The sequence below is a fragment of the Psychrobacter sp. ANT_H59 genome, assembly GCF_008369225.1.
GTDB classification, from domain to species: domain Bacteria; phylum Pseudomonadota; class Gammaproteobacteria; order Pseudomonadales; family Moraxellaceae; genus Psychrobacter; species Psychrobacter cryohalolentis.
The window spans coordinates 1-23,421 of the sequence record NZ_VOBE01000008.1 but is presented as its reverse complement, the minus strand read 5'-3'; the positions used below and the strand labels follow the sequence as shown (position 1 = coordinate 23,421).

Here is a 23,421-nt window from a genome sequence, read left to right as displayed (position 1 = left end):
GATTTACTGCTTTGCCAATTATTTTTTGGCAATTAGAGTAGCACGCATCGGTGCAGGATAGCCTTCAAGAGTTTTGCTAGAATCATTAGGATCTAAAAAATCTGCTAACGAATGATAGGTCATCCATTCCGTTTTACGCTGTTCTTCCGTCGAGGTGACTGCCACATCGACGCAGCGCACCTCAGTAAAACCAACTTTCTCTAACCAGCCTTTCAATGCGGCAACCGAAGGTAAAAAATACACATTATTCATCTGGGCATAGCGGTCATGCGGTACCAGTACCGTATTGGAATCGCCTTCTATTACCAAAGTTTCAAGTACCAGCTCACCGCCTTTGACCAACTGCCCTTTGAGCTGTTGCAAGTGCTCAAACGGCGATTGGCGATGATAGAGCACACCCATGCTAAACACGGTATCAAACAGCTGGCTATTATCCGGCAATGCTTCAAGCGGCACTGGAATATAATGAGTTCGATAACGCTCTGTACCATGAGTATGAGCATCTGCGCTACCTACAAAATGCCTAATCGCCATAAACTGATGATAAAACAAGCACGACGGATCAATGATGATGACCGTATCGGCACCTGCTCCTGACATACGCCAACCATGATAACCAGAACCACCACCAACATCTAAGATGCGACGACCTTTTAAAGGACTCAAATGCGGTGCGACTCGTTGCCATTTCCAATCACTGTGCCATTCGGTATCAATCAATATTGGCGTGGCTTGTTCATCTTCATTCTGACCACTATCAATTTGATTTTCGAGCTGACCACCAATTTGAAAAGGCCCTTTGCGCCACGGCATCAGTTGCTTTAATAATGCTATTATTTGTTTGCGCTGAGACTCACTAAGATTTGCCTCAATCGTCAATGTATCACTGCTTAGATCGACGTTATTGACGGTTAATTCTGGCAAACGAGCGACTGATGCCTGGTAGGCAGGCGCGTGCGCATAGTTGGCCTTGTCTTTGATATCACTTAACCATGTTGGTAATTGCTTAAGCCACTCATAAGCGTTCGGCTGCTGTTGCGCTAGTTCTAGCAGGGTTAAATACAGTTCGCGTTCAGCGTGGATGATAGTGTCGTTAAGCATAAAAGCGGATTACTCTGTTGATCAAAAGATAGGATAAAAAGGGTTCTAACAATGTAGCCGTTATTTAAACGCCACAATAGAGACGAAGTTTAAAAACTGAAACCACGTGAGATGACGCTGAAAGCCAACATCACTCAATCGTGCGTGATGCTCATCTAAAGTATCCGTAATAAGGACGTTTTCTAGTGCATTTCGTTTGCCGCTGATTTCCATCTCGGTATAGCCATTGGCGCGTTTAAAATCGTAATAACGTTCAACCAACCACGCATCATACTGCTCATCAAAAGCATGAGTCTTTTCGGTCAATACCAATATACCGCCTTCGCTGAGTACCGCATAAATCTTTTCTAACACCGCCACTCTATCGGCAGCCGGTAAAAACTGTAAGGTTAAATTCAAAATCACCATATCACATGGCTCAAGCTCAATATCGCGAATATCCACAGTGATGACCTCTATGTCATGCTCAGGATAATTATCATTCAATAAAGTAGTCGCTTCAGTGGTCATCGCAGGTGAAATATCAATCGCTTTAATTTGCAAATCTTGCGGCTCAAACTCGCCAGCCAAGGTCATACTTGCAGCACCCAGTGAACAACCCAAATCATAAATACGGCTCACACGCTGCCCACTATCACTCTGTTGGCGATATTTACAATGACGACGAGCAAATATGGGTAACATCGCCAATACCTGACCATAACCGGGAACACTGCGACGAATCATATCCGGAAAACAAGCCACCACTTGCTCATCAAATGAAAAGCGAGCTGCTTTATCTAGTGGCGTGGTGAATAAGGTGTCATGTTTAACAGTGGTAGGCTGAGATTGGCTCATAGTGTGACTCATTCTTTGGTAATTAAACTAAACTTTAACGTGTGTAATCATCTTGACTGACGCTATCAATAATAAGCAGCTGATAATAACGAGATTTTTAGCGTAGCAAAAGCCCATTATAACATTACTATTTGTTACTTATCGCAGGCAACTGCGCTGTTAAGCTAAATGTATATCGCCAAGCAAAATAGATTTGTAAAACATGCTTGGCTCATATCTTATAATGATAAGAATAGGAAAAATTATGCAAACCATTATATTAGGCGGTGGCTGTTTTTGGTGCACCGAATCAGTATTTTTATCCGTAAAAGGCGTACAGTCTGTAATATCAGGTTATATGGGCGGCGATGCGGTATCAGCCAATTATGAAGCAGTCTGCGGTGGGAATACTGGTCACGTTGAAGTGATTAAAGTCGAATTTGACGAATCGATTGTCCCATTAGAAGTGATACTTGATGTCTTCTTTGCCACTCATGATCCTACCACGATGGATCGTCAGGGTAATGATGTAGGTAGCCAATATCGTAGCGTCGTGTTCTACACTGATGAAACGCAAAAACCGACCATCAATCGTACCATTAACAAGCTGCGTGACATGGGTATAAATGTGGTGACCGAAGTACATCCTGCGGTCGAATTTTATCAAGCAGAAGACACACATCAAGACTTTTTTAATCGCAACCCAGGACAAGCTTATTGCAACTTCGCCATACCACCAAAACTTGCCAAACTGCGTAAAGAATTCAGTCAATATATGGTGAGCTAAGCATCACATTGCCTAACGATTTATTCGTTTCAGACATGTCTTAATTTATTATTTAATAAAAGCCAAATGCTTATAATATAAGTATTTGGCTTTTTTAATTCTTGATAATTTTATTGGAGTTAATGACTTTGACAATATTATGCGACAAGTTATGATAATGCATCGACTGTAAAAAATAACTGATAATAGAAATTCTTATAACTGAAGGCTAAAGCAATGAATCCAGAATTTTGGCAGGCTCGCTGGAAGGAAAAACGCATCGGCTTTAATCAGCCTAAGGTGAATCCTTTATTGATTAAATACTTTTCAGATTTAAAGATGGCCACCGGAAGCCGTATATTCATCCCTTTATGTGGCAAATCTATTGATATGATTTGGCTAGCCAATCAAGGTTTTGATATCGTCGGCGTGGAATTGGTTGAGTCAGCGGTACAGGAATTTTTTGCTGAAAATAATATCTCTTACACGATAAAAGCGCATGGTGAAAATTCAAATATTAAATGCTATCAAGGGCAGTTATCAGGACAAACAATAGCGTTATGGGTTGCAGATATATTTATGCTAAGTACTAATGATGTTGGTCGCGTTAATGCGGTCTACGATCGAGCAGCATTAATTGCGATGCCAGAAGAGTTGCGCCCGCAATATAGTCAGCAAGTTATCGACCTCAGTCAAAACGCTCCTCAATTATTACTGACACTCAATTACGACCAAAATGAGCGAGCAGGACCGCCCTTTTCAATCAGTCATGAGCAAATCCAGCAGTATTATAGCGCTCGCTATCAAATTCAAGAGCTTGAGGGCGAATCATCGACTTTGAACGCCGCACCTGAGATGGCGGTGACAGAGCATGTTTGGTTGTTGAATAAACCATAAGCGAGAAATCTAATGAAAATTTTAGTGAGTTTCCTAAGTCTCATTGCTTTCTTATTAGTCGTATTGACAGGCCCTCTTTATAAGTATGACATCATTGAATTAGGTACGGTGTTTACAGGATTTAAATATGGCATATTGACTGCTGTTGCAGCGCTTGTATTGCTCGTATTACAAGTTATATTTAAGCGAAATACACTAACGCTTGCCAATGTGGTAGTCACCATTGCGTTATCCTCCGTTGCTCTCGGATTACCACTTAGTATGCGGAGTAAGGGCAAAAGCGTAGCGCCTATTCATGATATTTCAACTGACTTAATCAACCCACCTGAGTTTGTCGCTATTGCTCCGCTACGCGCTGACGCACCCAATCCAGTCGCTTATGCTGGTGAAGCAACTGCCGAGCAACAACGTCAAGGCTATCCGGAACTAAAAACGCTAGTCTATTCACAATCAAAAGCTGAATTGGTGAACGCTGCCGAACAAGTTGCCAAAAATTTAGGTTGGGAGCTAGTCAATATCGATGCTAATAAAGGTATTGTTGAAGCAACAGATACTACGGCGTGGTTTGGTTTTAAAGATGATATCGTTGTACGTATCAACGATAATGGTAGCGAGCGTCTGGTTGATATCCGTAGTAAATCGCGGGTTGGCGGTAGCGATTTGGGTAAAAATGCAGCACGTATTCATAATTTTATTGAGGAGTTGGATATCATTTTAGTGAAATAGCTTTGTAAAACACCTGTAGAATTAATCATCCACATTAAAACCAAAGACTTTCCTAAAATTATGTAATGCTATATTTTTCTAAAACCCTATCCTAACCTCACGCCAACGTCAGCTTATAGTAACCGAGTACTACGATACCTTTTCTTTACTATTGAGATTGGTTACTCTAAGTAAAATCGACTTTTAATCGCTTTGTTTTACTTTCTAATAACTAATTTCTAGTAACTGTTTTTTTAACAGCTACTTCGACGCTTATAGGATATTTTTATGCGCTTGAATCACTTATCCACCTTATCTTTATTGACGGCAGCGATTGGCTTAAGTCTTGCCAGCCCCGCTCAAGCTGCCAAGCCAGACGCACCAAATTTGTCTAATGCTCAATTTCAGCAGTGTCTAGATGGTCTAAAAAACTCTAGCAAATTTCGTGATGTTGATAGCTATACTTTTAATAACTATCGTCCCGGTGAGCCTGACCCTAGTGTTATTCAATCGCTAAACTATCAACCTGAATTCCAAAAAGACGTTTGGGATTATTTGTCATCACTTGTTGATACCGAACGCGTAGAAGATGGTATCCGTGCCAAGCGTCAATGGGCGGATACGTTACGTAAAATTGAATCGCGCTATGGCGTTAAAGCCGAGCACGTATTAGGCGTTTGGGGTGTGGAGTCTAACTTTGGGCAGACATTGGGAAAAAAACCTTTGTTTGAATCTTTAGCGACCCTATCTTGCTTTGATCGCCGCCAAAGCTATTTCCAAGGCGAATATGCCAATGCACTAAAAATCGTCCAAAACGGTGATATTGCGCCAAGCGATATGACAGGTTCATGGGCAGGCGCGTTTGGTCAGACGCAGTTTATGCCAAGTACATTTTTAGAGTTGGCAGTCGACTTCGATGGCGATGGTCGCCGCGACTTGGTCAATAGCGTCCCCGATGCCCTTGCCTCTACGGCAAACTTCTTAGATAAACGTGGCTACCGTTCAGGCGAAGCATGGGGTTATGAGGTAAAACTGCCAAGTGGATTTTGGGCAGCGTCCAACCGTAAAGATAAAAAATCGATGAGCCACTGGCGCAATCAAGGCTTAACCCTTGCTAATGGTAGCCCACTCCCTTCTGACTTGAGTAGTGCTGGATTATTATTACCAGCAGGTCCTGACGGCCCTGCATTCTTAGTTGGTAAAAACTTCGATACTTTTTATTCTTATAACGCATCAGAAAGCTATGCACTGGCGATTGCCCATTTATCAGATTTGATTACTCGCGAGAGTAGTAGTAAAACTGACTTTATCACAGCATGGCCAACTGACGATCCTGGTATAGGTCGCCAAGAATCCAGAGCGATTCAGCAAGCATTATTAAATGCAGGATATGATATCGGCGCCGTCGATGGCATTATCGGTGATAATACTCGTACTGCTATCCAGCAGTACCAGTCTAGTCGTGGCATTTTTCCAGCTGATGGACGTGCAGGGCAGAAATTCTATCGTGCCATCGTTGGTAATACGGCGCCTAATACTTCGCAATACGGCAATCCATATAACCAGCCAACAAACAGTCGTCCTTTAAACCCCGCGTCTGCTGATCGTATGGGACAATTGATTCAACAGCAAAATACCACACCTAATAGCTACTCGCAGCCTACAGCGATCAGCCCATCAAACTCAAGCACAACGCGATATCGCCGTGTAACGGGTGCTGATGGTACTATAAAACTGGTACGTATTGATGAAGGCTCTTGATTACGTAATGTCTTTTAAGTATTAATAAAAATAAAAAGCCACGCTAATTAGCGTGGCTTTTTGATCATGTCAGTTCTGACACTCTTTATGATTTGTCACAGTTTACATGATATATCTAATTCTTAGACATTAAACGATAGGTGGTGGATTCGGTTTACCATTGTCACCATCCCAGTTTTCACGAGCTTTATCATCTAAATCTGCTGGCGTCTTAGGCTCCCATTTGCCATTTTCTTTCCACGTGGCATCACCCCAATCTGCATCCTCTTCCTTTCTATCCAATTCCTTATAGACTTTGGTCGGATCGATACCGCGGCGCTTCATATCTGCTACTTGCTCTTCTAACGTATGAAACTGACTTGCCTCATGCATGGTTTGCTCTAAGCTATCCAACTCACTTTTTAACGCGTCATTTTTAGCATTACTCATTATTTGTTCTCCTTAATTGCTCAGTATTATTATGTGTTCATCTTGCTCATTATTACGAGTATCAAAGGGATTCACAACGAGTACCACGTATACTTTGTATTACAAAACGTAGCCATTAGCAAGAAACGTGTTAGTCAATCATGATTTGTATGAGGTTCTAAGATTGGTAGCAACGATAATGACTGATAATAGCGAAGGCGATAATTTAGCTAGTGGCAGTTGATATAGCAGGATTTTCTATCGATGGCTTTTTTGCATCAAGTAAACTTTTTGCATAAAAAGTCAGCTTCCAAAGCTCCTGTGTGACCCGTGTTCCATAGGTAGTTAGCTGTATCCAATTAGCAGCAACCAATTGCCGCTGTAGATGATTGAGATCGTCTTGAGAGATTTGACAACGTGCCACAGCATGGACATTTGGCATCTCGCGCTTGATATCGATCTCAGCTCGCACAGCGATTAAGCGGTTGATACCACTTTGTAAACCATAGCTTGAAAAAGTAGCTGGCATTTTTATCAGAGTGATTAATACGTCTTGCCATGCTAATACCATTGGTCTTGTCACATCGGTTAAATTGCCACCCTCATAAGCTTGGGCTTTATAGTGAATCTCAAAGGTCTCTGTCAATACGATTGGCTTACTGACATTATCGTCCATACTCTGACTAGGGACGACAGTAGTTTCTTGCCCTGTCACTCTATTATTTGTCAAAGTAGCCGCTAGAGTCTCAGATGCTGAAGGTTTATTAGTCTTCATCGCCTCTTCATCAACCCTGATCCATCCCGCAGCTATATTATGGCTAGCAACCATTTTGTAATAGGCTTGGATAAGCAATTGCTCGATGTCGTTTTCTGTCTCGTAATAATAAATCTTATCCATTTTTGACGTTACTGCACTGGTAAATTCTTGCAACTGTCTACTGATATTGGCGCCGTTATGATGTTTCTTTATTAGTATCAGTAAAGGTTTGAGCTTCGCTTTAGCATTGAGATAGCTCAAATGCATTTGACTAACACCATTATTTTGCGTCGTACCGTAGCTATCGCCAATGACCATCAAAGCATAATCACAAGCATCAATACACTGACGCCCATATAACGAAGCTTTGGGTAATCTACTGGAAGCATCATAGGTTAAAAAGGCACGGCCTTGAAAAAATATCGCAATACTATCCAATACCAATAACTGGTCGTTATCAGCGCATACAATATGAATATGGTAGCGACGGTTTGGCACGATCACCTCTAATCTCTATTAGCTGGTCGAAAAAGATACGTTCTCAGAGTTCTCAGAAAAATTATAATAATAAGCAATTAAAATATTCTGTTTGGTAAATACAAGCCTAGCATAGTATTGCTAGAATGCGTTTACTTTATTTCCAATTCCATTAATATACTACGGAATTATAACAGCTGTATCGAGATTAATCCTAGGAGCCCCTAAGCCTAATACTCAAAATGAGGATGGTATTGTAAATGCGTTTGCTCGCCAAGTAAGCGTGATAGCAGCAAATCCATCTGTTTATCGTATTTGGTCGCATAAAATATCAACGGTGGCTTAATCTGATTGTCACTCAAACTGGCATCTAAAACACCATTTCTATCTAATCCATCTATAGGCAATGCTGACAAATTATTGGCGATCAACAGTTGCTTAACGCGCTCCGCAATTGCTTGACCTGAATCAACCACTTGCATTGATAGTTTTTGCGCTTCAATTGCTTGCATCACAAAATCTTTAAAGAATGGATAATGAGTACAGCCTAATACCAGCTGGTCTACCCCATCCTTTGCAAACACTTGCAACTGTCCACGAAGATTTTGCGCCGTTTCACTGTTTTCCGGCATACCTGATTCTACCCAAGGCACCAGTTGCGGGTCAAAATATTTGGTCACTCTGGTTGCACTTGGACTGGCTATCGTAGCAATGACATCGTTCAGGAGTTTACCGTTTAGAGTCGCTTTGGTTGCTAGTACCGCCACATGACCACTTTTGCTGGCCAATACCGCAGGTTTCAACGCTGGTACCAAACCCACAATGGGTAGCTGCGGATAATGGCACCTTGCTGTCTGCAACGCATAGGCTGAAGCACTATTACACGCAATGACAATAAGCTTGCAGCCTTGCTGATATAGCCACTCTACTGCCGTCAATGTTAATGTTTTAATATCATCACTATCTCGATTGCCATAGGGCACATTCAGGGTATCAGCATAGTAAATATAACGTTCATTGGGCAGTTGCTGGGCTAAATGTAAATAAATAGACAAGCCACCAATACCGGAATCAAATAAGCCAATGGGCGCGCTACGGTCTGGATCTGCCTTTATCCCTTTATTATGATTGTATATCACACTATCGACCATCGCTTCTTCAGCAGTGTTATTATCAGAAATTATTGAGTAAGTATTAACTGTGTTAGTAACAGCACTTGCGGCAACTTTCATATTATTTCACCGCCATTTTGATAAAAATACTGTCATACCGACCCTACTAGTAAATTTAACCAATATTACTTTCAATAATAGTCCCATAAATAAAAAGGGCTATAAGATAGATAACAAGATTTGCTCAAGATAAATAGCAATCACTGGCTAATTATAGCTCATTATTGACCGTTAAATAGATGTCATCGTCAATGTATAAGCATGACCGCCACTTTGCAGGGTTAGCGTGGTTTTACCATCTTGCTCTGTCAATTCGCCAATCTCGGTTAAATGATAAAATACGTTGCGACCAATAAGTGCCGTCAATCCATTTCGAACCAGCATATAAGGACGCATTTGCACCTCAGATGTTAATTGTTGGTTTTCCTCTCCGTGGCTATTATGAACAGCATCCATATCATTAGAGTGATCATTTCTATTTTCATTACCCTCTACATTAACAAAGTCATAAGGACGTAAAAAAATAGGATGCTCATCATCTAAGCGTACGACATCACCCGTTGTCGTGGTAAATTCAAGCCAACTATTAGTGTCTTCGTTGACGATACCGACATCATTGATTAATAGTGGCGCATCTTCCACTTGGATACGCAATTTCTGTACGGGCGTCTTTAGAAAATACTCAATCACGCCTTCTTTTTCTTCTTTCCATAAGATAGTGGCAAACAGACTGACTAATGACTCTCGGGTCATGTGTCCGCCTTCATGCCACCACTCGCCATTGGCTTTGATGACCAAGTCCATATCATCGATTTGTTCAGGATGCCAATTTTCTAGTGGCGGTATGGCACGTCCTTCACGTGTCCCTGCCGCAGACTTTAAATATTGGCTCAAATTGTCTATAGTATTTAGCTCAGACAGCTTGTCATTAGAGGTTTTAACATCTTTTAAAGTCGTGGCATCGGTATCTTTATTATTATCTGTCATCGTACAATCCTTCACGTAGTAATCAAAGTTTGGCAAATCTGTTATTACTATAAATTTTAGTTTCGGGTATGATAAGACAATATCGTCATTGTACCCCCCACCGTCTTAATCTTACTTTAACACTGATGTTGTTAAATGCGTATCGTGTTTGTGGGACTTTTCTTTTATAATAAGTAACGATTTTTTATTTGAAATAGTCTGGTGGGCGTTGTACTAACGACACATTTCACGTTATGTTTTGAAGGTTTTTAAAAATACTTTAATCGTAACGTCGTCAACTGATACCGTAAAGACCCTTTTTATCGGGCAGCCATATGTCTGAGTAAAGTTAGCGCCACAAGCCTTATTATTCAATTGTTAAGCTAATGATGCCCTGAGATAAGCCACTACAAGTTTAGGAGTAGGTATGCAAGAGCAAGACAATCAATCGCCAGTTATTGATGGTGATACTGTAAATATCGACACGCCAATCGTGACAGACACAGCAAATTCAGAGCCAGCAGTGGTGACACCAGAAGTGCTCGCTGAAGAAACGCCCGTTATTGTAGATACGAAAGCCGTTGAGCCAGTTGCTGAAACGGTCGTTGTCGATAAAACGCCAGAACCTGTTGCAGCAGAGCCTGAAGTAGAACGTGAGTCAATGGAATTTGATGTCATTATCGTTGGTGGTGGACCTGCCGGACTTTCAGCTGCCATCCGTCTACGCCAGCTTGCCATCGCAGCAGGTAACGATGAGTTCATGGTTTGTGTGGTCGAAAAAGGCTCAGAGTTTGGCGCTCATACTCTCTCTGGTGCGGTCATGGAAACACGCGCTTTGGATGAGTTGATTCCAGATTGGAAAGAAAAAGGCGCACCGCTAAACGTTCCTGCAATTGAAGATCGCGTCTATATGCTGGGTTCAGCGACCAAATCCATCAAATTAATGGATTCGGTCATTCCTGCCAGCATGCATAACCAAGGCAACTATATTGTCTCATTAGGCAACGTCGTTCGTTGGTTGGCTCAACAAGCTGAAGAGCTAGAAGTCATGATGTTCCCAGGCTTCCCCGCTGATGAAATTTTATATAATGATGATGGTTCAGTTAAAGGCGTATTGACAGGCGACATGGGTGTGGCTGCCAGTGGAGAAGCGAAACATAGCTTTGAGCCAGGTTATGAGCTGCTTGCTAAATATACTATATTTACCGAAGGTAGCCGTGGTCACTTAGGCAAGCGCTTGATCAGTCGTTTTAATCTTGATAAAGACTGTGACCCACAACACTATGGTATTGGTCTAAAAGAGCTATGGGATATTGATCCTGCTAAGCATGAAGAAGGTGTGGTCATGCATGGTTCAGGTTGGCCTTTGACTGACACTGGTTCAACTGGAGGCTGGTGGTTGTATTTCGCTGAAAACAATCAAGTAAGCTTTGGTCTTGTTATTGACCTCTCCTATTCTAATCCATATATGTCGCCATTTGATGAGATGCAGCGTCTAAAACTACATCCGCTTATTCGTAATGTTCTAGAAGGCGGTAAACGTATATCTTACGGCGCACGCTCGTTAACTAAAGGCGGTTTAAACTCCTTGCCAAAATTCACCTTCCCAGGTGGTGTATTAGCTGGTGATGACGCAGGTTTCTTAAATCCTGCCAAAATCAAAGGTACCCATACTTCAATGAAGTCAGGAATGCTAGCGGCTGAGGCGATTTTCGCAGCCTTGCAAGAAGATCGTCAACATGATGAAGTGCTGGCTTATACTACGATGTTTGAAGAGTCTTGGTTGTATAAAGACAACTATGAAGCACGTAACTTTGCTCCTGCTATGCACCGTATGGGTCAATGGATGGGCGGCGCGTTTACCTTTTTAGAGCAAAATCTGATGGGCGGCAAAATGCCTTTGACCATTCATGACAATAAAAAAGATTATGATCAACTTGAGCGTGCGGCTCATGCCTATCAGCCAACCTATGCCAAACCGGACGGCAAATTGGTATTTGATAAATTATCGTCAGTATTTATCTCAAATACCAACCATACTGAAGATCAACCAGTACATTTAAAATTAACTGATCCAACAGTGCCTGTCACTATCAACTTACCACTTTATGCTGAGCCAGCGCGTTTATACTGCCCAGCTGGTGTTTATGAGATTGTAAAAGACGCGGAAGGTGCTAAATTTGTCATCAATGCACAAAACTGTGTCCATTGCAAAACTTGTGATATCAAAGACCCTTCACAGAACATCACGTGGGTAACGCCAGAAGGCGGCGGCGGTCCTAACTATCCAAACATGTAAATTGTTATTTATATATTGTTTAGATGGTTATTATTTAAAATAAGCTGCAAAAAAATCGCCCTCAAAAGGGCGATTTTTTGTTATAGGTATATTTAATCGCTGTATATCTAGGATTTCAGCTTAATCTGTCCACGCATCACGATTGGCTTCATCTTTTAATTTCACAAAATCATCAGGATTAAACTTGATTTGATCAGCAGTTTTGCCCTCTTTAATCTGACGCTCATAGTCACGTAATATTCTAAGTGCTACTGGCGACAGGATGATAATAGCCACTAAGTTGACCAATGCCATCAGACCCATGGATAAATCGGCAAAGTTCCAAATAGCTGGCAGGCTGGCGACAGCACCGATAAATACCATGCCCAAGACCATAAAGCGGAATATCATAATCATCACTTTGGCATTTTTCTCGCCAGAGATAAATTCAAGATTCGATTCACCATAGCTATAGTTTGCAATGATAGAGGTGAATGAGAAAAAGAAGATGGCAATCGCGACAAAAATTACACCCATATCACCTACATATTGCGACAATGCTAGCTGTGTTAATTGAATACCTTCTTGCTCGACATTAGGATCAACCACGCCAGAGAGAATAATAATTGAAGCTGTCGCTGTACAGATAACTAATGTGTCCAAAAACACACCCAACATTTGCATAAAACCTTGCACTGCCGGATGATCAGGATGGCTTTTTGCAGTCGCTGCGGCATTAGGTGCTGAACCCATACCTGCTTCGTTCGAAAATAGACCACGCTTAATACCATTAATCATCGCTTGCGCAATACCATAACCAATCACACCACCTGCTGCTTGTTCAAAGCCAAATGCTGACTTTACAATCAAAGCAATCGCCGCTGGAAATTCGCTAAAATTGGTCAAGATGACATAGAGTGCCAACAGAATATAAAGAATCGCCATCACTGGTACAACTTTGCCAGCAATACGCGCAACAGAGCGTAATCCACCAAATACTACTGGTGCGACTAGCACTACTAATATCAAGCCGGTCATCCAAGTTGGAATACCAAACGCCTCATTAGTCGCTTGTGCAATGGTATTGGATTGCACACCATTGAACGCCAAGCCAAAAGCGACCAGCAAACATAGCGAGAAAAATACGGCAAGCCAGCGTTTACCCAAACCCTTTTCGATATAGTAAGCCGGTCCACCGCGATAAACATTATCGTTATGCGGTACTTTGTATGCTTGCGCAAGGGTTGACTCGATAAAGCTGGTCGACATACCCACAATCGCTGTCATCCACATCCAAAATACAGCACCCGGTCCACCCAAATAGATGGCAATTGCCACCCCTGCTAGATTCCCCGTCCCTACTCGCGCAGCAAGTGATGTCATCAGTGCTTCAAATGAGCTAATACCACCATCTTTACGCCCTTGATTTGATACTCGTAATAACTGCCACATATGACCGAAATGACGAAACTGGATAAAGCGGGTCGCCACGGTAAAATATAGACCTGCACCAATTAAGACGAACATCAGCAGTCCATACCATGGATTGCTGGCAATCAACCAATCATTATTACCCCAAATGATACTCACACCATAGTTTACGATGCTATTAAACCAACCTGCTACGCCTTCGTTCATACTATATCCCCTTCACTAACATTCTATACTTTTAGCATATGTTATAAATTGATGTAACTAATGGCTTTTTATGATGTTTCGTTCTCTCTTTGCTTATTGATCATCATTACCTATTTGAGCAATAAAATGACAAGGAAATCACGTATATCATATGGCAGGTATTTTAACTGACTATAGACAATTTAGCTGTTTTTATGCTTTTTTTTAATTATTGATTATTTATAAACTTTTGCTTAGTAATAAGCTAATAGGAATAAAATAATAATTATTATTTATAGTTTATGAAAAAATTTTATACCTAATCAATAGTTATGATATTGAAATTATATTGATGTCATACTTATTCATAATAAAAACAGTTATTTATATAACCGTTATTTTTAAAATAAATGCCATTTTTTGGTTTTATCAATTAATCTAATGAATATAACAAATCCTTAATACAACTAAGGTCTTAGTATACTATTGTCTCAGAGTTATGATATCTATTGGCTTCTACTAACATAAGTTAGTTATAGTTTCTACAAGACACATATTTAGTTACATAAAGTAAATAAAATTTATTTATTGTTAAATAAGTCAATATTGTATATATTCCTAATAAGTTTATAAAAGCTGCTTGCAATACTTATCGGCATGAATGTATTCCTAATTATTAAAATAATGTCATCGGGAAGATGATAATAATAAGACAGAGGATTGTCAGCGAATACCGACCCCTCCCTCTTTACACATCATTATTTCCATATAATAAATTTAATCGACTGTCTCAATATCTATTGTTGAATGATTAGATTTTGAGCAACTAACCTCGACTCTTATCCTTTAACTTTTATAACAGTCATATCGAGTAATTTATCCTCGGTGTCTGTATCGTTTACACTGGAAAAGTTGGTTCATATTTTAATAATGTTGGGTTACTTATCTTGATTGATCGCTCTGCTTTAGTCTTTCATCTACCGTTTTTATGGTTGTAAGACACTGTTTTCACAATAAGATAAACACTAAAGCACAGGGACTTGTCAGACTCAGATCAGTGACCTTGTTTTTATGTTAGGCAAAAGGAGTTGTCCTATGGAGAACCACAACGATTCATCAGGTTATTGGCGCGCCAATCTCCGTCTCATTAAAGTCAGCCTCGTCATTTGGGCTTTAGTCTCTTATGGTTTTGGCATCTTGCTACGTCCATTATTGTCAGGTATTAGAATAGGTGGTACTGATATAAGCTTTTGGTTTGCACAACAAGGTGCTCTTATCGTATTTATCGCCCTCATCTTTTTCTATGCATGGCGCATGAATAAACTAGATAAACAATATGGCGTAGACGAGGAATAGCCCTATGAGTCAATTTACGATTAATATCATTTTTGTAGGTCTGTCCTTCGCTTTATACTTCGGTATCGCTTGGTGGGCACGTGCAGGTTCGACCAGTGAGTTCTATGTTGCTGGCGGCGGTGTACATCCTGTTGTTAACGGTATGGCAACCGCCGCTGACTGGATGAGTGCGGCGTCATTTATCTCAATGGCTGGTATTATCGCCACTGGCGGTTATGCAGCATCAACTTATTTAATGGGTTGGACGGGTGGTTATGTTCTACTCGCCATGCTCTTAGCACCTTACCTACGTAAATTCGGTAAATTCACAGTTCCTGATTTTATCGGTGACCGCTTTTACTCTAAAACCGCTGCTATGATCGCAGTCGTCTGTTTGATTATTGCATCAACCACTTATGTTATCGGTCAGATGACCGGTGCTGGTGTGGCATTCTCACGCTTCTTAGAAGTTGACAGTACCACTGGTCTGATTATTGCGGCTGTTGTTGTATTCTTCTACGCCGTACTTGGTGGTATGAAAGGGATTACCTACACGCAGGTTGCGCAGTATGTGGTTCTTATGATTGCCTATACGATTCCTGCCGTCTTTATCTCACTTGAGTTGACGGGTAACCCAATTCCAGGTCTTGGTTTGTTCTCAAACCATGTTGAATCAGGCATTCCTATCCTAACCAAGCTTGACCAAATCGTCGTCGACTTAGGCTTTACCGCTTATACCGCTGACGTACCGAACAAGCTGAATATGGTGCTATTTACTTTATCACTGATGATTGGTACCGCGGGTCTACCTCACGTTATTATTCGCTTTTTCACGGTTCCTAAAGTTGCAGATGCGCGTTGGACAGCTGGTTGGACGTTGGTATTTATCGCGCTCCTATACTTCACTGCCCCAGCAGTAGGTGCAATGGCGCGTCTAAATCTAATTAATACTGTTTATCCACAAGGTGTTGACGCTCCTGCTATCGAATATGATCAACGTCCAGATTGGATGAGAACATGGGAAGAAACCGGTCTTATTAAGTATAACGATTTAAATAACGACGGTCGTATCCAGTTGTATAGTGATAGTGGACTTGGTGCAGCAGAGCTAGCATTGGCTGCAGCAACCACTGACGGCGGCGATGTTGCTGCTGCAACGACTACCGTTGAAAAAGCAAAAGCTGAACATGCTTTAGAGCGTGATGGTGTATTTGTTGATAGAGGTTGGGCAGGTAACGAGCTTGATGTCAACGCTGACATCTTAGTATTGGCTAACCCAGAAATCGCACAGCTACCAGGTTGGGTTATTGGTCTTATCGCCGCAGGTGGTTTGGCAGCAGCGCTATCTACAGCAGCTGGTCTACTTCTCGCCATCTCATCAGCGATCAGTCATGATTTGATTAAACGTAACCTTAATCCAAATATCACTGATGCAGGCGAGCTAAAAGTCGCACGTATCACGATGGCTGTTGCGCTTGTGGTTGCTACCTACTTAGGTATTAATCCACCAGGATTTGCTGCACAGGTCGTTGCATTGGCCTTTGGTATTGCTGGTGCCTCACTGTTCCCTGCATTGATGATGGGTATTTTCTCTAAACGTATTAACAACTTGGGCGCCATCGCTGGTATGCTCACAGGTCTAATTAGTATCTTAGTTTATATCTTCATCTTTAAAGGCTGGTTCTTCGTTACAGGTACAGCAAACTTCCCTGATACTGAAGAGTACTGGTTGTTTGGTATCTCACCATTATCATTTGGTGTGATTGGTGCCTTGCTTAACTTTATCGTAGCATTCGCAGTGTCTTATGCGACTGCGCCACCACCAGCACACATTCAAGAATTGGTTGAAAGTGTACGTTCTCCACGTGGCGCTGGCGGCGCAATCGACCACTAAGCTTCGATATAAGCTAGCAAATGACGTATGGTTTTTTACGATAATATATCACTCACAGGCAGCAGCTGCTCGTGAGTGATTTTTTTATCCCAATCTGATCATGGGATATTTTTTACATACTATTCGTCCAATCATGATAATTTTACTCACCCCTCTTAAAAGTAAAAATAATGAGAAAGTTAAGCATGAGTGTCATGATAAATGTGCTTAAAAAGGCTGTACACATGATTTTATTTTTAATAATTGATATGAAATGCGCTGATTGCGTTAAGGAAAAGTCTTATGCTTTTTGAGTTTATCGCAACCATAGCGGCTGGGTTTGGTCTAGCTGGGATAGCACTGGTCATCACTCACCTCAGCAAACTTGCAGGTAAGAAAGCGCCAAGATGGCTTATTCCATTATTTGGTGCCATTGGTATCTTTGGCTTCCAAATAAGCCAAGAATATAGCTGGTTTGGTCAACAGCTTGCACAGCTTCCTGAAGGCGTTCATGTCGTCAAGAAAGTTGAAGAAGGTACGTGGTTTCGTCCGTGGTCGTACGTTAAACCACAGACGTTACGCTTTATAGCCGCTGATAGCGGACACGCTCGTGCTAACGCTGATAACCCAGAGGTGTATTTGGTCAATTTGTATTTGTTTGAGAGACGTAGAAGTGTACAGCAAGTACCGCAAGTGATCGACTGTGCCGCCCCTGCTCGTGCAGACTATGTACTACAAGAAAAAAACAGTAAGTTAAGTATTGATGAGCATGTGAAACAAACGACTGCTTGGCGTCCATTAGAAAAAAATGATCCGCTATATATCAATGTTTGTATTAGTAAAAAATAACTCAATCATTGAAGCCACTGTTAGCTGACTTATCGTTATCTTTATGAATTATTAAAAAGTCTGTCGAAATATATTTGCCGAAAAATGAGGCTAATAACGATTATTCACTTTCGTATAAGCATGTTTAGAATTGGCACCCAACAACAATCCGGCGCATAGACCACCAAAATGCGCCGCAAATGAGATACCTTGCTGCGGTATCAAACCTTGTTTGATAGTCAGCCAATAACCTGTACCCATCACAATACAAGCCAGTAAATAGCCCCAACGCCTAGCGAACACTGCCCCACCTATCATGAACCCAAGCATCGCAAAACAAAGCCCTGATGCACCTATATGTATCGATAATGGTGAACCAGTTACCCATGTCACAAGTCCTGCAGCAACTATCAGCTTAATAACGGTACGATAAGCGTTATTTTCAAATAAACCAAATAAGAACAAAATCTGCATCAGTGTCAGCGAATTTCCCACTAGATGTGAGAAATTACCATGCATCGTCCATGAGGCAAATACCCCTATCATACTGCCAATATCCAATGTTCTTGGTACGATACCAAAAATATTCCATAGACCAAAAAATACAGTGTCATTAAGAAAAAACATCACCCACATTGGTATCAGTACAAAAGCATATAGACCAAATACTTGCTTAATGCGTACGATTACAAGCGTTACCAATTGCTGCCACTTCATCTACTGTTTTATCCTTTTTATCTTGTTAAACGCAGGTTAATGACTGGTAGATAAAATCGTCGTTTCTACGGGTTTAAAAGATAGCGATGACGCATCTTTATTGGCAGTTAATATACTACTGGCGTGTAATAGTGAGGTTGAATGATAAGGCACTAGCGCCGTTGGTACAAAGCTACGAGCCGCATCGATATGCTTAACTGAATCATCAAAGAAAATATGCGGCGCAAATGTTTTAAGTACCGAAGTCTTTTCAAGCCCTCCCAAAAAAAACGCCATATCAATATCTACGCCCCAATTACGCAATGTTTTTATCGCTCGTAAGTCAGCTGGGGCATTGCGAGCCGTCACCAAGGCTATTTTCATCGGACAAGAATGCAGGCTTGCTGGTAGACGCTCTTGCATTTTGGATAGCTTAATTAATAACTCTGCATAAGGACCTTTTTCTATCGGTAAATCGTGCATTTTGGCTTCACGGTCATGAAAAGCTTGTAACCCTTTTTGCTTATAAAGCAGCTCGCCTGAATCATCAAATAGTACTGCATCCCCATCGAAAGCAATACGCAACTGCTTGGTATCCAGCTCATAAGTATTGACTGGCGTGGCATCTAATATCGCACAGGCGCAGATATCAGCATCTGCAACCTGCTGCGCATCTTCGAGATTGGTCGTTAAAAACAAATCCACATTAAAATCTTTGATATAAGGTGCAATAGGGCTGCCAGATATAAACGCTGAACGCGAAATGGTTAACCCATGTTCACGTATCGCATTAAGGACTTGAATACCTGTATCAGGACTACTCTTTGAGACAATGACCACTTCTACCAAGGGTGCATCGACACCGTCATTCTTATTATCACAATCATGACAATAATGATTTAAATTCAATAGTGCTTTAATCAGCGGATAACCTGCGCCAATATTTAACGGCTCGTTTTCACGTGCTGCCATATAGTCACGAAACTCTTTTATAGCGCTTTCAGGCCGGTTTTCTAATAGCTGTAATAGATAATTTTCTGATTCTGCTAAATCAAACAGCGCGGTTGCAGAAATCGCGACTATGAGCGTGTTACTAAAATCGACAGCCATAAATGTTTACTTCTATTCTAAATATTCGAAATGGTAGCGTTTTATTTTACTACATATATAGGCAAGCCGTGTGGCTACTCCTGCTAATCACAACAATCCTCAATATATTTTTTTATGACAAAAAAAAGACTGCAATCGCAGTCTTTTTTAGGTTTCAATCAACACTTAGCTAATATCAGTACCATCATTAATAACAAAGCTTACAATCATAATGACATGATATTTACTGATTTTTCCATCAGTAACCCCTACTTTTTGCTCTTTTATCCAAGCGCCTTCAACATTGTTGACGGTCTTAGAAATCCGCGCAATACCTTGTTGAATAGCATCTTCAAAACTGCTTTCAGAGGTACTACTGATCTCGATATTCTTAGCAATAGTCATAGTATTTCTCGCATCCATGTGATTCTAAAATGAGTGTTTTAAGACAAGCTTATCGCAGAGATGCTACTTCAAAGCGATGTCTCTCAATTATTCTAGCGTTATACATAGTACGCAACAATGCTCCAGTGTTATTTTATGTAGGAATTAACTTAGTAGCACCAAAGATATCGCTGGGAACGCTACCAAAATGACTAAGCGAATCAAGTCAGAGACAATAAAGGGCATCACCCCCTTGAACATATCGGACAGCTTAATATGTGGTGCCATTGCCTTAATCACAAAGATATTCATACCCATTGGCGGCGTGATTAATCCAAGCTCTACGGTCAATACTGCAATGATACCAAACCATACTGGGTCATAACCTAACGCGACAATGATTGGGAACACCACCGGAATCGTAATCACCAGCATCGCTAGGGCATCCATGAACAAGCCTAACAGAAAGTACATAATCAAAATGCAGATCAATACTATCATTGGGCTAACTGCCAATGTACCAATCCACGTCGCCAAACTATAAGACAAACGCGATACTGAGATAAAGTAGCCGAGTGCTTCAGCACCAAGTAACATAAAGAAGACCACCGCAGAGAGGGCAAGCGTCTCAATTAATGATTGCTTAAGCCCCGTCATTCGCATGCCTTTGGCAAAAGCATAAGCCCACGATACAAACGCCCCAACTGCAGCGCCTTCTGTTGGGGTAAATAGCCCAAAGAAAATACCCGCGATAATTACGATGAAGATAAAGCTAAAGGGAATAAGACCTGTCAAAGAGATGAGCTTTTGTTTCCAAGAAGTAGGCTCCCCACGTTGTGCTAAATGTGGCTTCCAGCGCACCATGATCATGACAGTGATTGAGTACATCACCATGCCAAGCATACCCGGTAAGAAACCAGCGATAAACATATCACCAACTGACTGCTGGGTTAGGATGGCATAAACCAGCAGTGCAATACTGGGCGGAATCATGATTCCCAAAGTACCACCAGCGGCTAAAATACCGCAGGCAAAGCCTGGCTGATAACCGTACTTCTCCATTTGTGGCAATGCTACTTTGGTCATGGTAGACGCAGTCGCCAATGATGACCCTGAAATGGATGCAAAGATACCGGATGAACCAATACCAGCAATACCTAGACTACCCCTAACGCCACCAAAGATAGTTCGAGTAGCATCAAATAACTTCCCCGCCATACCAGAATGAGAAGCAAAGACACCCATAAGTATGAACAATGGAATAGCACTAAAATCATATTTCGCTAAAACATCAACAGGTAAGTCTTTGAGCATCTGCACAGCACCAATCGGTGCTGTCACCGCACCAAAGCCAACCAAACCAACACCAAGCATCGCAAGTGCAACAGGAACACGCAGCATGACCATCGCAATCATACATAACAAACCAATGGCACCAATAATTTCTGGACTCATGCGCCTGTCTCCTCAGCGTCAAAGAACTCGCCTGTTTTAAAGATGTTGATTGATTCGATCAATGAGCGAATGGCAAGTAAAATGCTTAAGAAGGCACTAATAGCGTAAATGGGCATCATAGATATTCGAAGGTCTTGGGTGACTTTGCCGTACTCTATTGCATCAAAAGCGCTTTCATAGAGACCCCATGCGAACACGATACCAATGATAAAGAACCCCATCATAAAGGTGCCCATCATGTAACCTTTCAAAGCTTTTGACATCTTTTGTGTGAATACATCGACAATAATTTGTGAGCGTTCAACAAAAGCAGCAAAAGCACCAAGTAAAGCAAAGAGCATGAAGTAAGAGACAATCTCAACACTGCCTTTGACCGTAAATCCAAACTCACCACCGGTGAGCTTAAATACATAGCGGGCAATAACATCTAGCATGGTGGTCAGTACAATGATAATGAGACTGATACCACCAATGAATTGACATAACCTTGAAATGAGGATGCTCAGTTTAACTAAAAATACCATGCGAAACTCCTTTAGGTTAGACCTTACAGGCTGCACTGGCGGCTTTTGCTTTAGCATAAACGCCATCTGCATCTAGACCTAGCGCTTTAACATCAGCAAGATATTTATTGGTACCTTTCTCAAGCGGTCCTTTCCAGTTAGGATCATTCAATGGATCAGGGATTTCAACGATTTCATCACCTTTTTTCCTAGCTGCTTCTATTGCCATATCATCATGTTTATCAAATACTTCACCAACCTTATTGGCAAGCGCCATACCTGAATTTTTATCCAGTACCTTTTTCAAATCATCCGGTAAACTCTCATATTTATCTTTATTCATAGTCACCATAAGCGCTGAACTATAAAAAGGAATATTGGTATGGTATTTGGTAATTTCGTCAATTTTAAAGGCGGTCACAGCTTCCCATGGAAAACTCAAACCATCAACGACGCCACGTTGTAAAGAGGTATACATGTCATTGGCAGGCAAACCTACTGGTGAGGCACCCGCACTTTCAATAATGTCGCCAGCGACGGCAGAAGGACGGCGAATACGCATACCCTTCATATCTTCAGGTGTGCGAATTAATTTGTTCGTTGTATGCAACGCACCCGGTCCAGCACCATACATAAACAACATATGCGTATCTTCATATTCACCAGCTAAAGTACCATCTTCGTATAGAGTTTGGAGCATACAACCCATCTGAGTCGCTGAGTTTGATAAACCAGGAAGCTCAGTAATCTGAGTTAAAGGAAAGCGACCATTGGTATAGCCGTGTGCTTGTGAGCCAATATCTATCGTGCCTTTGGCAGCAGATTCATAAGTAACGTCTGCTTTAGCAAGACCAGCTGAAGGATATAACTCTACTTTTAAACGACCATTAGAATCTGCTTCTATTTGCTTAGCCCAAGGTTCAAAGACCTCTGTACTAATAGATGAGGTTGCTGGCCAAAAATGAGAAAAGCGCAATGTGGTTGTTTCTTGAGAAGTTGCTGCAGAAGCATCAGTACTATCAGAAGCTTGATTAGAACAACCTAGAAGGCTAATAGCTGCTAATGCACCTATTGAAAAAAGAGGAGCTAACTTCATTATCAATTCCTTTTGATAACCATGGATAGGGTATGAGTATTTACTAATAAGTTAATTATAAGGTCAATTTCCGTATAGACTCTATAAATGCTTTTAATTAACTAAAGTTGAAATACTCTTTAAAATTAGCAGCTATAACGATATAAGTCAAATCATTTTAAATGAATAACAAGTAATATATTGAATATAAGGTATAGCGATTTTCATAACAGAAAAAGCTTATTTGAGCCTTTCAGCTACAAATAAATCCAGCATATTCCAAACGTCAGCCAAAAGAAAATCCCCCGCCTAGATAACTAGTCGGGGGATATTTCAGAATAGAGAGCTGACGATGACCTACTCTCACATGGGCGAACCACACTACCATTGGCGCGACGATGTTTCACTTCTGAGTTCGGGAAGGGATCAGGTGGTTCCATCGTGCTATTGTCGTCAGCAAAG

21 protein-coding genes and 1 rRNA gene are annotated in these 23,421 nt (G+C 41.2%); 8 read left to right on the top strand and 14 right to left on the bottom strand.

Annotated features, from left to right (window positions below; genetic code table 11):
- Window positions 1-18 precede the first annotated feature (18 nt).
- Together cmoB and cmoA are read right to left on the bottom strand one after the other, a co-directional pair.
- On the bottom strand, window positions 19-1,101 hold the full coding sequence (gene cmoB / locus FQ083_RS11735) for a tRNA 5-methoxyuridine(34)/uridine 5-oxyacetic acid(34) synthase CmoB (RefSeq protein WP_149409971.1): 1,083 nt from the start codon (window positions 1,099-1,101) through the stop codon (window positions 19-21).
- Between the two features lie 60 nt (window positions 1,102-1,161).
- On the bottom strand, window positions 1,162-1,950 hold the full coding sequence (gene cmoA / locus FQ083_RS11730; protein WP_149409970.1) for a carboxy-S-adenosyl-L-methionine synthase CmoA: 789 nt from the start codon (window positions 1,948-1,950) through the stop codon (window positions 1,162-1,164).
- Window positions 1,951-2,182: 232 nt separating this feature from the next.
- Between cmoA and msrA the strand changes: the two genes are divergently transcribed.
- From msrA to FQ083_RS11710, 4 genes are all read left to right on the top strand, one after another.
- Window positions 2,183-2,704, top strand: coding sequence for a peptide-methionine (S)-S-oxide reductase MsrA (gene msrA / locus FQ083_RS11725; RefSeq protein ID WP_149409969.1), 522 nt, complete (start codon window positions 2,183-2,185; stop codon window positions 2,702-2,704).
- A gap of 216 nt (window positions 2,705-2,920) precedes the next feature.
- Window positions 2,921-3,580, top strand: coding sequence for a thiopurine S-methyltransferase (gene tmpT, locus FQ083_RS11720; protein ID WP_149409968.1), 660 nt, complete (start codon window positions 2,921-2,923; stop codon window positions 3,578-3,580).
- Between the two features lie 12 nt (window positions 3,581-3,592).
- Entirely contained in the window at window positions 3,593-4,306 is a 714-nt protein-coding gene (locus FQ083_RS11715) for a DUF1499 domain-containing protein (protein ID WP_149409967.1), read from the top strand.
- A gap of 267 nt (window positions 4,307-4,573) precedes the next feature.
- Window positions 4,574-6,046, top strand: a complete 1,473-nt coding sequence (locus tag FQ083_RS11710; RefSeq protein WP_149409966.1) for a lytic murein transglycosylase — start codon at window positions 4,574-4,576, stop codon at window positions 6,044-6,046.
- 129 nt (window positions 6,047-6,175) lie between these two features.
- On the opposite strand, the gene FQ083_RS11705 is transcribed toward FQ083_RS11710, so the two are convergent.
- The 4 genes from FQ083_RS11705 to FQ083_RS11690 all read right to left on the bottom strand — a co-directional run bounded on the left by FQ083_RS11705 (window position 6,176) and on the right by FQ083_RS11690 (window position 9,847).
- Complete coding sequence (locus tag FQ083_RS11705) at window positions 6,176-6,475, bottom strand: hypothetical protein (RefSeq protein ID WP_011514557.1); 300 nt, start codon at window positions 6,473-6,475, stop codon at window positions 6,176-6,178.
- Window positions 6,476-6,680: 205 nt separating this feature from the next.
- Window positions 6,681-7,709, bottom strand: coding sequence for a DUF4062 domain-containing protein (locus FQ083_RS11700; RefSeq protein WP_262881116.1), 1,029 nt, complete (start codon window positions 7,707-7,709; stop codon window positions 6,681-6,683).
- A 209-nt stretch (window positions 7,710-7,918) separates the two neighbouring features.
- Entirely contained in the window at window positions 7,919-8,920 is a 1,002-nt protein-coding gene (murI, locus tag FQ083_RS11695) for a glutamate racemase (protein ID WP_149409964.1), read from the bottom strand.
- Between the two features lie 171 nt (window positions 8,921-9,091).
- Window positions 9,092-9,847 (bottom strand): DUF1285 domain-containing protein, encoded by a 756-nt coding sequence (locus FQ083_RS11690; RefSeq protein ID WP_149409963.1) that lies wholly within the window; start codon window positions 9,845-9,847, stop codon window positions 9,092-9,094.
- A 640-nt stretch (window positions 9,848-10,487) separates the two neighbouring features.
- Here FQ083_RS11690 and FQ083_RS11685 point away from each other — a divergent pair.
- Window positions 10,488-12,125: an electron transfer flavoprotein-ubiquinone oxidoreductase gene (locus FQ083_RS11685; protein ID WP_149410006.1), complete on the top strand. Its 1,638-nt coding sequence runs from the start codon at window positions 10,488-10,490 to the stop codon at window positions 12,123-12,125.
- A 120-nt stretch (window positions 12,126-12,245) separates the two neighbouring features.
- On the opposite strand, the gene FQ083_RS11680 is transcribed toward FQ083_RS11685, so the two are convergent.
- Window positions 12,246-13,742 (bottom strand): alanine/glycine:cation symporter family protein, encoded by a 1,497-nt coding sequence (locus tag FQ083_RS11680; RefSeq protein WP_149409962.1) that lies wholly within the window; start codon window positions 13,740-13,742, stop codon window positions 12,246-12,248.
- A gap of 1,074 nt (window positions 13,743-14,816) precedes the next feature.
- Here FQ083_RS11680 and FQ083_RS11675 point away from each other — a divergent pair.
- From FQ083_RS11675 to FQ083_RS11665, 3 genes are all read left to right on the top strand, one after another.
- The gene (locus tag FQ083_RS11675; RefSeq protein ID WP_011514563.1) at window positions 14,817-15,077 is read left to right on the top strand and encodes a DUF4212 domain-containing protein; all 261 of its coding nucleotides are present in this window, start codon (window positions 14,817-14,819) and stop codon (window positions 15,075-15,077) included.
- A gap of 4 nt (window positions 15,078-15,081) precedes the next feature.
- Window positions 15,082-16,950, top strand: a complete 1,869-nt coding sequence (locus FQ083_RS11670) for a sodium:solute symporter family protein (RefSeq protein WP_133104866.1) — start codon at window positions 15,082-15,084, stop codon at window positions 16,948-16,950.
- A gap of 282 nt (window positions 16,951-17,232) precedes the next feature.
- On the top strand, window positions 17,233-17,778 hold the full coding sequence (locus FQ083_RS11665; protein WP_133104867.1) for a hypothetical protein: 546 nt from the start codon (window positions 17,233-17,235) through the stop codon (window positions 17,776-17,778).
- A gap of 90 nt (window positions 17,779-17,868) precedes the next feature.
- Here the strand turns inward: FQ083_RS11665 and FQ083_RS11660 are convergent, their stop codons facing one another.
- From FQ083_RS11660 to rrf, 7 genes are all read right to left on the bottom strand, one after another.
- Complete coding sequence (locus tag FQ083_RS11660) at window positions 17,869-18,474, bottom strand: rhomboid family intramembrane serine protease (RefSeq protein ID WP_149409961.1); 606 nt, start codon at window positions 18,472-18,474, stop codon at window positions 17,869-17,871.
- A 36-nt stretch (window positions 18,475-18,510) separates the two neighbouring features.
- Window positions 18,511-19,563: a 5'-nucleotidase gene (locus FQ083_RS11655; RefSeq protein WP_149409960.1), complete on the bottom strand. Its 1,053-nt coding sequence runs from the start codon at window positions 19,561-19,563 to the stop codon at window positions 18,511-18,513.
- 165 nt (window positions 19,564-19,728) lie between these two features.
- Window positions 19,729-19,947, bottom strand: a complete 219-nt coding sequence (locus FQ083_RS11650) for a dodecin family protein (protein WP_149409959.1) — start codon at window positions 19,945-19,947, stop codon at window positions 19,729-19,731.
- Window positions 19,948-20,091: 144 nt separating this feature from the next.
- Window positions 20,092-21,381, bottom strand: coding sequence for a TRAP transporter large permease (locus tag FQ083_RS11645; RefSeq protein WP_133104870.1), 1,290 nt, complete (start codon window positions 21,379-21,381; stop codon window positions 20,092-20,094).
- Window positions 21,378-21,905 (bottom strand): TRAP transporter small permease, encoded by a 528-nt coding sequence (locus tag FQ083_RS11640; RefSeq protein WP_149409958.1) that lies wholly within the window; start codon window positions 21,903-21,905, stop codon window positions 21,378-21,380. Before FQ083_RS11640 ends, FQ083_RS11645 begins: the two co-directional genes overlap by 4 nt.
- Window positions 21,906-21,921: 16 nt before the next feature.
- Window positions 21,922-22,980, bottom strand: coding sequence for a TRAP transporter substrate-binding protein (locus FQ083_RS11635; protein WP_020444375.1), 1,059 nt, complete (start codon window positions 22,978-22,980; stop codon window positions 21,922-21,924).
- 323 nt (window positions 22,981-23,303) lie between these two features.
- Window positions 23,304-23,417 (bottom strand): 5S ribosomal RNA (rrf, locus tag FQ083_RS11630).
- Between the last annotated feature and the right edge of the window lie 4 nt (window positions 23,418-23,421).

Coding starts and splice junctions, on each gene's coding strand:
- FQ083_RS11635 (WP_020444375.1), bottom strand. CDS start 22,980: ATGAAGTTAGCTCCTCTTTTTTCAATAGGTGCATTAGCAGCTATTAGC.
- FQ083_RS11655 (WP_149409960.1), bottom strand. CDS start 19,563: ATGGCTGTCGATTTTAGTAACACGCTCATAGTCGCGATTTCTGCAACC.
- cmoA (WP_149409970.1), bottom strand. CDS start 1,950: ATGAGTCACACTATGAGCCAATCTCAGCCTACCACTGTTAAACATGAC.
- FQ083_RS11675 (WP_011514563.1), top strand. CDS start 14,817: ATGGAGAACCACAACGATTCATCAGGTTATTGGCGCGCCAATCTCCGT.
- FQ083_RS11645 (WP_133104870.1), bottom strand. CDS start 21,381: ATGAGTCCAGAAATTATTGGTGCCATTGGTTTGTTATGTATGATTGCG.
- FQ083_RS11680 (WP_149409962.1), bottom strand. CDS start 13,742: ATGAACGAAGGCGTAGCAGGTTGGTTTAATAGCATCGTAAACTATGGT.
- murI (WP_149409964.1), bottom strand. CDS start 8,920: ATGAAAGTTGCCGCAAGTGCTGTTACTAACACAGTTAATACTTACTCA.
- cmoB (WP_149409971.1), bottom strand. CDS start 1,101: ATGCTTAACGACACTATCATCCACGCTGAACGCGAACTGTATTTAACC.
- FQ083_RS11650 (WP_149409959.1), bottom strand. CDS start 19,947: ATGACTATTGCTAAGAATATCGAGATCAGTAGTACCTCTGAAAGCAGT.
- FQ083_RS11665 (WP_133104867.1), top strand. CDS start 17,233: ATGCTTTTTGAGTTTATCGCAACCATAGCGGCTGGGTTTGGTCTAGCT.
- FQ083_RS11670 (WP_133104866.1), top strand. CDS start 15,082: ATGAGTCAATTTACGATTAATATCATTTTTGTAGGTCTGTCCTTCGCT.
- FQ083_RS11640 (WP_149409958.1), bottom strand. CDS start 21,905: ATGGTATTTTTAGTTAAACTGAGCATCCTCATTTCAAGGTTATGTCAA.
- FQ083_RS11705 (WP_011514557.1), bottom strand. CDS start 6,475: ATGAGTAATGCTAAAAATGACGCGTTAAAAAGTGAGTTGGATAGCTTA.
- FQ083_RS11660 (WP_149409961.1), bottom strand. CDS start 18,474: ATGAAGTGGCAGCAATTGGTAACGCTTGTAATCGTACGCATTAAGCAA.
- FQ083_RS11715 (WP_149409967.1), top strand. CDS start 3,593: ATGAAAATTTTAGTGAGTTTCCTAAGTCTCATTGCTTTCTTATTAGTC.
- msrA (WP_149409969.1), top strand. CDS start 2,183: ATGCAAACCATTATATTAGGCGGTGGCTGTTTTTGGTGCACCGAATCA.
- FQ083_RS11710 (WP_149409966.1), top strand. CDS start 4,574: ATGCGCTTGAATCACTTATCCACCTTATCTTTATTGACGGCAGCGATT.
- FQ083_RS11690 (WP_149409963.1), bottom strand. CDS start 9,847: ATGACAGATAATAATAAAGATACCGATGCCACGACTTTAAAAGATGTT.
- tmpT (WP_149409968.1), top strand. CDS start 2,921: ATGAATCCAGAATTTTGGCAGGCTCGCTGGAAGGAAAAACGCATCGGC.
- FQ083_RS11685 (WP_149410006.1), top strand. CDS start 10,488: ATGGAATTTGATGTCATTATCGTTGGTGGTGGACCTGCCGGACTTTCA.